Genomic DNA, 13,233 nt, shown 5'->3' with positions numbered 1-13,233 from the left:
TGACGCTAGATCGCAAAATGGTCTAAATACCGGACCACCGGCCTGAGCGCGCCTGATTAAAGTTTGCCGAGCAGCAACAGGATCAACAGAATGACGATGATGAGGCCGAGGCCGCCACCGCCGTAATAGCCGGTGCCGTAGAACGGTCCGCCGCCGATGCCGCTAAAGCCGCCGAGCAGCGCGATGACGAGAATGATCAGGATGATAGTTCCGATTGACATGTAATATCTCCTCAGCTCGGCAGCCGGCACCTACTGCTCTGCCGTCAGCGGTGAAAACACACCGGAACTCATAAAGTTCCATTCCCCGCAGACGGGTAGCGGACTGCCCTTTTTTCAGGAAAATCTGTAATTACATGCACTTATGCATTTGAAGGATTGGTAATGCCCGCACCTCTTGTTATCTCCATTCCGCATCGCCTCGGCCGCGAGGAAGCTCGCCGCCGCCTGCAAGCCGGGCTGACCCGCGCAGCCTCGAGCTTGCCGATGCTGAAGGTCGACGAGGAGACATGGAGCGGCGACCGCATGGTGTTTCGTGTTCGCGCGCTGGGCCAAGCGGCGGCCGGTCATGTGGAAGTTGAAGACGATCACGTCCGGGTGGAAGTCAAATTGCCTTGGCTATTGCAGCGATTTGCGGAGACAGCTCAGGCCGCCATCCAGAATCGGGGCCGTCTGCTGCTGACCAAACGCGACTGAAGCGCGGTGCACCTCTGCAACAGTCGGGACCATTTCATGGCAATGCACCGCAAATATCGGCGCGTTAGGTTGATATTAACCAATTTTCGGAGAAGATCGTATTGCGGGGGGAGGGAACCGATACCTCTGAGTCGGCACGACATCCGCTAGGCCGCCCGGCCTTCGATTGATCCCGGGCGGCCTTTCATTTGGAGCCGGCTATTTTCTTGCGGGTCCGGCGTTGCGCCCCAGGTGTCCCTTCAAAACCCGCTTTCAAGACTGCTACGGGCAAATGCCTGAAAATTTCGGAAAGTGGCAGTTTAACCGCGCCCTTCTCCCCATTGATGCCTTCGACCGTGTATCCCTTCACCATGACCGCGCCATCATAGCTGCCTTCAGCGGGCCAAACCCTTCCGCCCTGCGACAGCGGCGCGAAAGATTTTCCGACGGCGACAATAGCGGCCTGGCGGCCGTGGCGCCGTGCAAAGGCTATGACGTGGTCGCGATGCGCCCCGACAACTTCCAGCGGCTGGTAATCGCCATGGGCAAAGACGTCCGCCAGCTCGGTCCGCAGCTTCAGCAGATGCCGGGTCCAGGCGAGCTTGATCCAGCCATCGCTCCAGCGCTGCACGAGGTTTGCCCAATCCGGTGAGCGGACCGATGCAAGCGCCGACGCGCGCGCCGCGAAATCGACCGGCCGCCGATTGTCGGGATCGACCAGCGAAAAATCCCAGAATTCAGTGCCCTGATAGAAGTCAGGCACCCCCGGCATGGTCGCCTTCAGCGTAATCTGGCTCAGGGAATTCAACGCGCCGAGCAGCGATGTCCGTTGCGTGAACGACCGCAGCGAATCGAGAAATTCAGCCGAACGGCTTCGATCCAGAATCCGCTCCAGAAACGTTGCTAACCCCGTTTCATAGGCTGCATTCGGATTGAGCCAGCTGGTTTCCTGCTTGCCCTCGCGTGCGGCCTTCAGCGCATAGGCCTGCATCCGCGCCAGGAATGAATCGTCAGGCTGTTCCAGCGGCCACGCGCCGACCAGGGCCTGATACAGCATATATTCGAAGGCCGCGGAGGGGCTGCGCATGCTGCCCTCGACGATGACATGCGGCGCGTTGAGAATTTTCCATCGGCCGACCGCGCTTGCCCATTCCCCGGAAAGCTCTGCAAGGGCCAGCAGCCGGGCGCGAGCATCCTCGCCGCGCTTGGTATCATGGGTGGCGGTCGCGGTCATGCCGTGCGGCCAGGCCTTGGCGCGCGTCCGCATCAGGTCGTGGAAAGCGTCGTTCGGCCGTGCCTGGGCGGCCGGATCTCCGCCGACCTCGTTGAGGGCAAGCAGCCGGTGGTAGCGGTAGAAGGCGGTGTCTTCCAACGACTTCGCCATCATCGGTCCGGTGAATTGCTGAACCTTCAACGCAAAGCGGCGAACCCGCGGCTTGCTGTGCGGCGTGCGGCCCGAAGCGATCAGGTCCAGCGTCAGCGTATCACGAAGAAAATCGAAGATGCCTTCATCCGCGCCGAACCAGTTTGCCCGTGCCTTGGCGATGGTTTCCGAAATCAGCGCACGGTCGTTGGCGGACGGCCCCGCCGAAGTGATATAGGTGCGATATACCGGGAAATGCAGCACGTAGAGTTCAAGTGCCTGCCGTAGACTGTCGGCGGAAAAATCCCGGGTCGAGTAGTGTCCGCTGGCGATGCGTGTGAGCAGGCGCGTCAGAACGGTAAATTCGCTGGTCAGCAACGTCTCGAGAACCCGGCGTTTGGCCTGCAGCAGCACAGGTTCGAGCTTCGGCGAGGTATTGCTGACCTGACGCCAAGTTTCGTCCAGCGCGTCCAAACCCTTGCCATCGACCAGCGCGTGCGTGATGACGTTCAGCCATTCGTAGCCGGTGGTGCCATGAACGCCTGCGAAACCATGCATCCGCTCGTTCTCGCCGAGGATTTTTTCGACCACCATGTAGAACGATTGCTCGGTGCCGCCTCTGGCGTCGCGGATCAGGCGCCGCAGCCGCTGGAAATATTGCGCGGGGTCACGCAGGCCGTCGATGTGATCCAGCCGCAACCCCTGCAGCTTGTCGTCCGCGATCAGTTGCTTGACCAGGCGGTGGATAGCGTCGAAAGTTCCCGCGTCCTCGACGCGCAAACCCGCCAGCGTGTTGACATCGAAGAAGCGGCGGTAGTTGATCTCGCTGGAGGCGAGCCGCCACTGGCCGAGCTTGTAGTGCTGTCGCTCAAGCAGATGGTGCAGCGCCAGTGTTTGCGAGGCGCGGCCGGGACCGGCACGGTAGGCGTCCAGTCCGCGCGCAATGATCTCCGTACCTGCTGCGATCTTCTTCAATTCAGCCTTGAATACAGGAGCGTTATCCCGCGAGGGATCGCGCGGCCCTGTATGGCGTGCCGCGAGATCCAACAACTGCCTGCCCGCTGACCCGCTTTCGACTCCGGCCTCCTTCACGATTGTACGCAGCATTTCGCCGTAGCGTTCCGGTGCGACCGGCAGGCGATGTTCAAAATACCATGCCGAAAAACTTCCCTCCTCGGCATCGTAGCGCAGTTCGATTTCACCTTTCTCCAGCGCCTCGCCGTAGGAGGAGCCGATAATCGGCAACAGCACGCCGTCGCGGGCACGGTAAGGCAGTGTATCCCAGTCGATGTCGAACGAAACGGCGTGGGGCGAGGCGGGTCCCCATTCCAGCACATCAAGCCACCAGGGGTTGTCGGCAAAATGCACGCCCATGTGATTCGGCACGAAATCGAGGATCAATCCCAGATCATGCCGCTTCAATGCCTGACTCAATCGCTCAAAACCCGCTTCCCCGCCCAATTCGGGGTTAAGAACGGTGTGATCGACAATATCGTAGCCATGCGTGCTGCCCTTCCGCGCCTTCAGGAAGGGCGACGCGTAGAGATGGGTAATGCCGAGCGTCTTTAGATACGGAACGATCGCCGCGGCGTCGTCGAAATCGAAATCCGCGGTCAGTTGCACGCGATAGGTGGCGACTGGAATGGCGGGTGTCATCATTGCGATCCCTGCTTACTCATGCCGAACCGGCAAAAGCGAGCACCGAACGCGGAGGCGCCTCGGTATCCGCGGCGGGGGCAAAGCTCGTCGGGGTCTGCTCCCGCTCGGCCGTGTTGAGTATCTGCTCCCAACTTCGGTATTCAGGCATTTTCGGCAGTTTGAATGCGATGGCTTCCGGCGCCGCGTTCAGCACGATGAATATAGGCGCCTGCCCGTATTCAACCGAGCCCAGCACATAGGCCAGAAACCGGCCTTCCGGAAAATTCCAGTCGCCTTCCTTCATTTCGTCCGCCGATGGCGTCAGCCACAATACGCCGTACGATCCGTCGGTGCGCCGACCGTCGAGCCAGCGCTGCGAGCAGATTTGCGGAAACCGCTTTCGCAACCGGGTCATGTGACCGATGAAGTCGGTGAAGTCGTTCCCTTCGCGATCAAGGCCTTCCCAGCCGACCCAGCCGATTTCGTTGTCCTGGCAATATGCGTTGTTATTGCCCTGCTGTGTGTTGCCGACTTCGTCACCGGCCAGGATCAGCGGCACGCCCTGCGCCAGCAGCAGGCAGGCGAACTGGTTTTTTCGGAGCCGACGGCGCAGCGCCACGATCGCCTCGTCCTCGCTCGGACCCTCCTGGCCGCAATTATTGCTCTGATTGTCGGTCGAGCCATCGCGGTTATTCTCGGCGTTGGCCTCGTTGTGTTTCTCGTTGTAACTGAACAGATCGGCCAGCGTGAAACCATCATGAACGGTGATATGGTTGACCCCGGCGCGGGGCTTGCGGCCGTTGCGGTTGAACAGATCGGAGGAGGCCGTCATGCGACTGGACACTTCGCCAATCAGGCTGCCTTCGCCGCTCCAGTAGCGCCGCATCGCGCTGCGATAACGGTCGTTCCATTCCGACCACTGCGATGGAAACGCGCCGACCTGGTAGCCGCCCATGCCGAGATCCCAGGGTTCCGCCACCAGTTTTACGGAGGCAAGCAGGGGATCCTGGCGGACGGCGATCAAGAATGCGCTGTTGCGGTCGAAACCGTCCGGCCCTCGCGCCAGCGTGGTGGCCAGATCGAACCTGAAGCCATCGACGTGGCAGACCTCGACCCAGTAGCGCAGCGAATCCATCACCATCTGCAGCACGCGGGGATGGGTGAGATTGACCGAACTGCCGCAGCCGGTGAAATCGTCGTAGAAGCGCGGATTGTCCTTCATCAGCCAGTAATAAGAGGCGTTGTCGATACCGCGGAACGACAGCGTCGGGCCCATGTGGTTGCCTTCGGCGGTGTGGTTATAGACGACGTCGAGCATCACCTCGATACCCGCGTCGTGCAGCCGCGCAACCGTGGTCCGGAACGCGTCGAGCGGATTGTCCTGGGCATAGCGCGGCTCCGGCGCGAAGAACGACAAGGTGTTGTAGCCCCAGTAATTCGACAGCTTTTTTTCCACCAGGGTCCTGTCGTCGACCAGTCCATGGACCGGCAGCAGCTCGATCGTGGTGACCCCGAGCCGTTTCAGGTGATCGATCATCGCCGGCGATGAAAGACCGCCATAGGTGCCGCGCAGGCCCGGCGGCACGTCCTCGCGCTGCTGAGTCAAGCCTTTGACGTGGGCTTCATAGATAATGGTGTCTTCCCAGGGGATGTTGGGGCGGACAATCTCGCGGCGTCCCCAGTTGAAAGTTTCATCGACGACGACCGCCTTCGGCATGCCGCGCGCATTGTCGCGACGATCGAACGACATATCCTCGCGCGGGCTTCCGGTGCGATAGGCAAAATGAGCGTCGCTCCACACCAGCCGGCCCGCCAAGCGCTTTGCATAGGGATCGAGCAACAGCTTGTGGGCATTGAATCGGTGGCCATGCTCGGGCGCGTAAGGGCCGTGAACGCGATAACCGTAGAGCTGCCCCGGCGAAACGTCATTGAGGTAGCAGTGCCAGACATCCTCGGTGCGTTCCGGAAGTTCGATGCGTTCCAGTTCGCGGCGGCCCTGATTGTCGAACAGGCACAACTCCACCTTCTGCGCGTTGGCGGAGAACAACGCAAAGTTGGTGCCCCGGCCGTCCCAGCTTGCGCCGAGGCGTGAGGACGTACCAGCAGACAATCGCATCCTCAGCCTTCGGGTACGAGAAATATGGCGGCCAGCGGCGGGACGGTCAGCTTGAGTTCCGGCACGAGACCATCCAAGGTCGTGACTTCACCGACGTTCCCGACATTGCTGCCGCCGTAATGCGCGGAGTCCGAATTGAGCATTTCGCGCCACTTGCCGGCGAACGGCACCCGCACGCGATAGTCGTGATATACGTTCGGCGAAAAATTGACGACGACGAGGCATCGCGCGCGCGCGTCATTTCCTTTGCGTATCCAGGCGAAAACATTGCGGCCGGCATCGTCGGTGACAGTCCATTCGAAGCCGGACTGATCGCAGTCCAGCTCATGCAGCGCCGGCAGTGTGCGATACAGTCCGTTGAGATCGCGGATCAACGATTGAATGCCGGCGTATTTCTTCTGGTCGAGCAGATGCCAGTCCAGCGCCCGGTCGTGATTCCATTCGCGCTCCTGGCCGAATTCGCAGCCCATGAACATCAATTTCTTGCCGGGATGGGCGAACATGAAGGCATAGTAGGTACGCAGATTGGCGAAGCGCTGCCAGTCGTCACCGGGCATGCGGCCGAGGATCGACCGCTTGCCGTGAACAACCTCGTCATGGGATAGCGGCAGAATGAAATTTTCCGAAAAAGCGTAATGCAGGCCGAACAGTATGTCGCCGTGGTGATGCTTGCGATGGATCGGATCCTTGCTGACGTAGTTCAGCGTATCGTGCATCCAGCCCATGTTCCATTTATAGCCGAATCCAAGCCCGCCATATTCGACCGGGCGCGATACCTGCGGCCATGCCGTGGATTCCTCGGCTGCGGTCGTGGCCTGCGGAAATTTGGCATATACCTCGGTGTTGAAGCGGCGCAGGAAGTCGATGGCTTCGAGATTTTCACGGCCGCCATATTTGTTCGGAATCCAGCCGCCCGCGGGCCGGCTGTAGTCCAGATAAAGCATCGAGGCGACCGCATCGACGCGCAGCCCGTCGACGCCATAGCGCTCCAGCCAGAACAGCGCGTTGGACACCAGAAAATTCACGACTTCGGTACGGCCGTAATTATAGATCAGCGTGCCCCAGTCGAGGTGGCGGCCCTGCAGCGGATTGGCATGCTCGTACAGTGCCGTACCGTCGAAGTTGCCGAGGCCGTGCGGATCATCGGGAAAATGGCCGGGCACCCAGTCCAGCAGAACGCCGAGGCCTTCGCGATGACAGGCGTCGACCAGCCTGCAGAAGTCCTCGGGCGAACCGAACCGGCTGGTCGGCGCGTACATGCCGGTCGGCTGATAGCCCCACGAGCCATCGAACGGATGTTCGTTGACCGGTAGAAACTCGACGTGAGTAAAGTTGAGGTCCCGGACATAGCGAGGGAGCACTTCGGCCAGCTCGCGATAGGTCAGCCACTCGTTGTTGTCGTTGCGCCGCCACGAACCCAGGTGGACTTCATAGATCGACATCGGCGCACTCAATGCATTGATGTTCGCCGGCGCCGGCCGCGGATGCGGCAACCTGGTTTCGTCAAGAACGATCGAGGCGGTGTTCGGGCGCACCTCCGCCGCAAACGCCATCGGATCGGCTTTCAGCGGAAGCTGCCCTTGCGGCCCGATGATATCGAACTTGTAATGGTCGCCGGGCGCGGCATGGGGCACAAACAGTTCCCAATAGCCGTTGCCGCGCACCCGCATCGGATGACGCCGAGCGTCCCAGAAATTGAAGTCGCCGACCACGCTGACCCGCCGCGCGTTCGGTGCAAACACGACGAACGCGATGCCGGGAACGCCGTCCAGCGTCATCGGATGCGCGCCGAGCTTGTCGTACAGCCGCTGCTGGGTACCCTCGCCGAGCAGATAAAGGTCGAAGTCGCTCAAGACCGGCGGAAAGCGATAGGGGTCGTCGAGCTCGACCGTCTTGTCCCCGAAGCGCGCTCGCAACTGATAGCGTTTTGATCCGTTCGGCAACGCGCCGGCAAACAGCCCGGCATCATGGATTCGGGTCAACGCCGCGGTCTCGCCATGCTCGCCGATGGCATCGACATCGGAGGCTTCCGGAAGGAAGGCGCGCACCACGGTCTTGCCGTCCTCCTTATGAAGGCCGAGATAATGAAAAGGATCTGAATGGCGGCCTTCCACGATCGCGTAGGCCTCCGAGGACAGTTTGGTCATGAGGCTTCCAATTGCTGTGACAGGATACGGAGCGCCCCCGTAAGCGGCACGCGCAGCCAGTCCGGCCGGTGCGCGAGTTCGTATTCGATTTCGTAAAACGCTTTTTCGAGCAGAAAGAAATTCAACAGCCGGTTTGCGGCTTCCGGATCGGTGGGCCACAATCGCGCGTCGGTCGTGGTTTCACGATAGGCGTCGAAAAACGTTCGCGTGCCAAGATTGCGCCAGCCATCGAGCGCCAAACCGAGCTTGCCATGTTCATCAGTCCCGACCTTGAGGGCGCGCTCCAGCGCCGCAGTCACCGAATAGTCGATCGAGCGAATCAAGCCTGCTACGTCGCGAGCGGCGGGCGCCTTGCGCCGGCGCTCGGCAATGGTGCGGCGCGGCTCGCCTTCGAAATCGATGATGAAAATGTCGTCCTTGGCAATCAACATCTGTCCAAGATGGAAATCGCCGTGATGGCGGATGTTCAGGATCCCGATCGTCTCGGGAAGGAGCATGTCCAGGTGAGCGCGGAGCGCCGACCGGTGCATCAGCAACTCGTCGATCAGGTGCCGGTCGGCGTCTTTCATGGTTTCGCGTTGTTGCTGCAAATCGTCGAACAGGCGCTCGGCGCGCGTCATCACATCCGCGATCCACAGTTTCACGTCTGCAGGGTTGGCGGCATCCGGCTTGAAAGCTTCGTCTTCATCGCGACTGGCGAGGGCCATATGCATTTCCGCCACGCGCCTGCCGGTCTGCGACATGTAGCGCAGATAGGCAATCTGCTCTTCGCTCTCCGAGGAACCATCGCCGTTGCCGAGCACCCGCTGTTCGTCGACAAAGCGATCGAGATAGGCCGCGGTCACGGTCCAGGCGTCGCCTTGATTCTGAACCATCGCATGAACGATGGCCACTGCGCTTGTCTGGTCCCCTTCGACCAGCTCGACGCTTCCCAACAGCGCCGGCGTATTGGCAAAGCCGACGACCTCGGTCAGGAAACGTCCGAGCTCGATCTCGGGATTGATGCCCGGTTCAAGCTTGCGATAGATCTTGATGACAAAATCGTTGTCAACCAGCGCGGTGCTGTTGGACTGTTCGGTGCTGACCGCTCGAACGTGCTCCGGCTGTTTGATCGGCCGGTCCGGCAGCTTTGCGGTCGGCCTGAATTCCAGCCGTGTGCCGTTACCCTGTTCGTCTTCGACGGTCAGGCTGTTGCGGAGATTCCGCAACAAAAGCGCGATGAAGATCTGGTCGGTCGCGACGTCGAGCAAGGTGCCTTCCCGGGCGCCCTGACGCACCGCCGCGAACGCGCGCGGATTATAGCGTTCACGGTCGAAGCGCACCCACTCGATCCGCATCGGCAGGACGTAACGCGTCTTCGCTCCGCGTTGCGTCGCCTCAAAAAAGACGATCCAAGGGCGATTGTCGCCGATATCGCAGAAGGGAATCGCGGAAGTCAGCACCGGTTGTATTTCCTTGGCTGACCTTTCCGGATACCAGCGGGTTCGCGCCAGATAGCTCGGCAATACATCGCGTTCGAATACGCTCCGGGTTCGGGCGAGCGACATCCAGGTGGCGCCGACCGGGATCACCAGCGTTTCGAACTCGGGGACAGCCGCAGTCGCCACGTGCTTCCGCTCTTCCTTTTCGCGCAACTGGAACCAATAAAAACCGTAAGGCGCCAGCGTGATCATGTAAGGCAATTCGCCGATCGCTGGAAAGTTTGTGCGACCCAGCATCTCCAGGGGAACGCGATCTTTCCAGGCGGACAGATCAAGTTCGGTCGCCTGCGCGGACCGCGACAGATTGGCGACGCAAAGAATAACTTCGTCCTGATGCTGTCTGACATAACAGAGCACCGAACGATTGTCCGGACGGATGAATGTCATGGTGCCGCGGCCGAACGCCAGCGTCGACTTTCTCACCGAGATCAGCCGCTTGGTCGCGCTCAGCAATGACGACAGGCTGCGCGACTGCGCCTCGACATTGACGGACCCGTAGCCATAGACCGGGTCCATGATGGTCGGCGCGTACAGCCGCGCGGGGTCGGCGCGGGAAAACCCGCCGTTGCGGTCCGGGGTCCATTGCATCGGCGTGCGAACGCCGTTGCGGTCGCCGAGATAGATGTTGTCGCCCATGCCGATTTCGTCGCCGTAATAGATGATCGGCGTGCCCGGGAACGACAGCAGCAGGGAATTCATCAACTCGATCTTGCGCCGGTCGTTGTCCATCAGAGGCGCGAGCCGGCGGCGGATGCCGACATTGATGCGCGCGCGGGGATCGTTGGCGTAAGTCGACCACAAATAGTCGCGCTCAACATCGGTCACCATTTCCAGCGTCAGCTCGTCATGGTTGCGCAGAAACAGCGCCCATTGACAATTGCTCGGAATATCCGGCGTCTGACGCAGGATATCGGTGATCGGAAAACGGTCTTCCTGCGCGATCGCCATGTAGATGCGCGGCATCAGCGGGAAGTGATAGGCCATGTGACATTCGTCGCTCTGGCCGAAATACTCCTGTACATCCTCGGGCCACTGATTGGCTTCGGCCAGCAGTACCTTGCCCTTCGCATAGGCATCAAGCTCGAGACGGATTTTCTTGATGACGGCGTGGGTTTCCGGCAGGTTTTCGTTGTTGGTGCCGTCGCGCTCGCACAGATAGGGGATGGCGTCCAGCCTGAAGCCGTCCACACCGGTGTCGAGCCAGCGCTTCATCACCTGCACGACGGCGCTGACCACGCGCGGATTGTCGAAATTAAGGTCGGGCTGGTGCGAAAAGAAGCGGTGCCAGTAAAACGCGCCGGCTTCCGGGTCCCAGGTCCAGTTCGACTTCTCGGTGTCGGTAAAGATGATCCGCGTACCCGGATATTTCTGGTCGGTATCGCTCCATACATACCAGTTTCGCGCGCTGGATTTGGGATCGCTGCGCCGCGCCCGCTTGAACCAGTCGTGCTGATCCGACGTGTGGTTGATGACAAGCTCGGTGATGACCCGCAGGCCGCGCCGTTTGGCTTCAACGATGAAGCGGCGAAAATCCTTCATGGTCCCGAAATCGGGATTGATCGCGCCGTAGTCGGCGATGTCGTAGCCGTCGTCGCGCCCGGGCGACGGGTAGAACGGCAGCAGCCACAGCGCCGTGACGCCGAGCTCTTGCAGATAGTCAAGTTTATCGGTCAGGCCTGCGAAATCGCCGATACCGTCATTATTGCTGTCGGCGAACGCCTTGACATGGAGTTGATAGATAATCGCGTCCTTGTACCAGAGGTCGTCGGCATCGACGGGGGCATTGGGCAATTCGCTCGAATCAATCGATGGCATCACGTTCATGGCCGGCCCCCCTCAAGCCAGGCAACGAAAGAGCAATGCCGGGTCTCGTGTCGGATCGATCCGCAAATGGATGCCACCCCATTCCACCGCACGCCGTTCCCCGGTAATCAGGTCTTCAACGGCGGCGACAGGTTTGCGTTCACCGCCGACATCAACCTGGATGTCACCGATCGGGAACCAGAACTCGTGCACATCGCGCGACAAGGCAATCGCGGTGACGACTGTATTCATACCGTCGACGGATGCTTTCACAAAGCCGATGACATTGCCGTCATCCACCGGGATGAAGCGCACGTTGGTGGTTTGCTGCAGCGCCGTGTTGGCCCGCCGCGCGCGATTGAGATCGCGGATGTAAGGTTTTATGTTTCCTGGCCTGTCCCAGTCCCGAATTTTTATCTCGTATTTCTCGGAATCCAGATACTCTTCCTTGCCGGGGATAGGTTCGTGCTCCAGCAATTCAAAGCCGTTGTAGATGCCATAAGTGCTGGACAGCGCGGCGGCGAGTGCTGCGCGGGATTTGAACATCCATGGTTCCCCGCTCTGCAGATGATAGGGTAGGATGTCCGGCGTATTGACGAAGAAATTCGGGCGATAGAAGTCGTGTTCAGGATAGGCCGTCAGCTCATTCAGATATTGCTCAAGTTCCCATTTCTGGGTGCGCCACGTAAAATACGTGTAAGACTGTGTGAATCCGAGCTTGGCGAGACCTTTCATCAGTTTCGGGCGCGTAAAGGCTTCGGCAAGGAAGATCACGTCCGGGTGCTGCAGTTGAATCTCATGGATCAGCCATTCCCAGAACCGAAATGGTTTGGTGTGCGGATTGTCGACACGGAAAATCTTCACGCCCTGATCGATCCAGAACAGCACGACGTCGCGCAGCGCATTCCACAGCGCCCCGGCGTCTTTCGAAGCGAAGTCAGGGTTGACGATGTCTTCGTATTTCTTGGGCGGATTTTCCGCATAGCGCATCGAGCCGTCCGGTCTGCGCTTGAACCACTGCGGGTGCTGCTTCAGCCACGGATGATCGGGCGAGCATTGCACCGCAAAGTCGAGTGCCACTTCCATGTCCAGCGAATTGCATGCCGAAACGAATGCGCGAAAATCTTCCAGGGTGCCCAGTTCCGGGTGCACCGCATCGTGGCCGCCTTCGGCCGCACCGATGGCGTAGGGGCTGCCGGGATCGCCGGCTACCGCCGTCACCGCATTGTTGCGGCCCTTGCGGTTCTTTTGGCCGATAGGATGAATCGGAGTAAAATACACGACATCAAAACCCATCGCCGCCACATCCGGCAGCCGCGCGATGCAATCCTTGAACGTGCCGTGCTGTCCCGGCGTCCGGCCCTGGCTTCGCGGTACCATCTCGTACCACGCGCCGGTCCGCGCCCGCGGACGGTCCACCATCAATGGAAAGAGCTGCGAACGCGTCAGGTCGGAGCGCAGCTGGCTCTCGGCCATGGCGTCCTTGAGTTCGGTTGTCAGCAGCGGCGCGACTTCCCCGGTCTGAAGGTAGGCTTCGCACTGGCGCAGAATCACCGTGGCTGCCCCTTTGCTCCCGGCCTGGGCCTTGGTGAGCATGCCCGCACCTTCGATTGCATCGAGGGTTAAATCGGCACCGGCCTTCTGCTTGAGCTCAAAACCATGGCGCCAGGTTGCGAACTCATCAGTCCAAGCCTCAATGGCATAGACATAGCGGCCAATCGCGTCGGGAACGAAGGATCCGCCCCAGCGGTCGTTGCTGTGAAGCGTCATCGGAACGCGCCGCCAGTCACGGTCGCGCTCGCGTCGCCAAACCAGCGCCGCGGTGATCACGTCATGTCCGTCACGATAGATGTCGGCCCAGACGTCGATCCGCTCGCCGACGACGCGCTTCACGGCAAAGCGCCCGCCATCGATGACGGGATACACGTCTTCAATATGAAAAGCCCCGCCGGCTGCGACGCTCTCGACAATTTGGGTTGTTCTGTTCACGCTGATGCCACTGACATGAGAC

At 60.4% G+C, this 13,233-nt stretch carries 7 protein-coding genes; 1 reads left to right on the top strand and 6 read right to left on the bottom strand.

Annotated features, from left to right (window positions below):
- Window positions 1-56: 56 nt before the first annotated feature.
- Window positions 57-221, bottom strand: coding sequence for a DUF3309 family protein (locus ACFE72_RS03060; RefSeq protein ID WP_375411574.1), 165 nt, complete (start codon window positions 219-221; stop codon window positions 57-59).
- A 162-nt stretch (window positions 222-383) separates the two neighbouring features.
- On the opposite strand from ACFE72_RS03060, the gene ACFE72_RS03055 reads away from it, so the two are divergent.
- Window positions 384-695 (top strand): polyhydroxyalkanoic acid system family protein, encoded by a 312-nt coding sequence (locus tag ACFE72_RS03055; protein WP_375411573.1) that lies wholly within the window; start codon window positions 384-386, stop codon window positions 693-695.
- 184 nt (window positions 696-879) lie between these two features.
- On the opposite strand, the gene treY is transcribed toward ACFE72_RS03055, so the two are convergent.
- Genes treY through ACFE72_RS03030 form a run of 5 tightly spaced genes read right to left on the bottom strand, consistent with a single transcriptional unit; the run spans window position 880 to window position 13,211 of the window.
- Window positions 880-3,693 (bottom strand): malto-oligosyltrehalose synthase, encoded by a 2,814-nt coding sequence (gene treY / locus ACFE72_RS03050; protein ID WP_375411676.1) that lies wholly within the window; start codon window positions 3,691-3,693, stop codon window positions 880-882.
- A 19-nt stretch (window positions 3,694-3,712) separates the two neighbouring features.
- On the bottom strand, window positions 3,713-5,791 hold the full coding sequence (glgX, locus tag ACFE72_RS03045; protein ID WP_375411572.1) for a glycogen debranching protein GlgX: 2,079 nt from the start codon (window positions 5,789-5,791) through the stop codon (window positions 3,713-3,715).
- A gap of 2 nt (window positions 5,792-5,793) precedes the next feature.
- Complete coding sequence (gene glgB / locus ACFE72_RS03040; RefSeq protein WP_375411571.1) at window positions 5,794-7,938, bottom strand: 1,4-alpha-glucan branching protein GlgB; 2,145 nt, start codon at window positions 7,936-7,938, stop codon at window positions 5,794-5,796.
- Entirely contained in the window at window positions 7,935-11,243 is a 3,309-nt protein-coding gene (treS, locus tag ACFE72_RS03035) for a maltose alpha-D-glucosyltransferase (RefSeq protein WP_375411570.1), read from the bottom strand. The genes glgB and treS overlap by 4 nt, the downstream gene beginning before the upstream one ends.
- Before the next feature lie 12 nt (window positions 11,244-11,255).
- On the bottom strand, window positions 11,256-13,211 hold the full coding sequence (locus ACFE72_RS03030) for an alpha-1,4-glucan--maltose-1-phosphate maltosyltransferase (protein WP_375411569.1): 1,956 nt from the start codon (window positions 13,209-13,211) through the stop codon (window positions 11,256-11,258).
- Between the last annotated feature and the right edge of the window lie 22 nt (window positions 13,212-13,233).

This window comes from uncultured Bradyrhizobium sp. (assembly GCF_964252615.1).
Taxonomy (GTDB): Bacteria; Pseudomonadota; Alphaproteobacteria; order Rhizobiales; family Xanthobacteraceae; genus Bradyrhizobium.
This window is presented reverse-complemented; position numbering and strand designations above follow the sequence as displayed.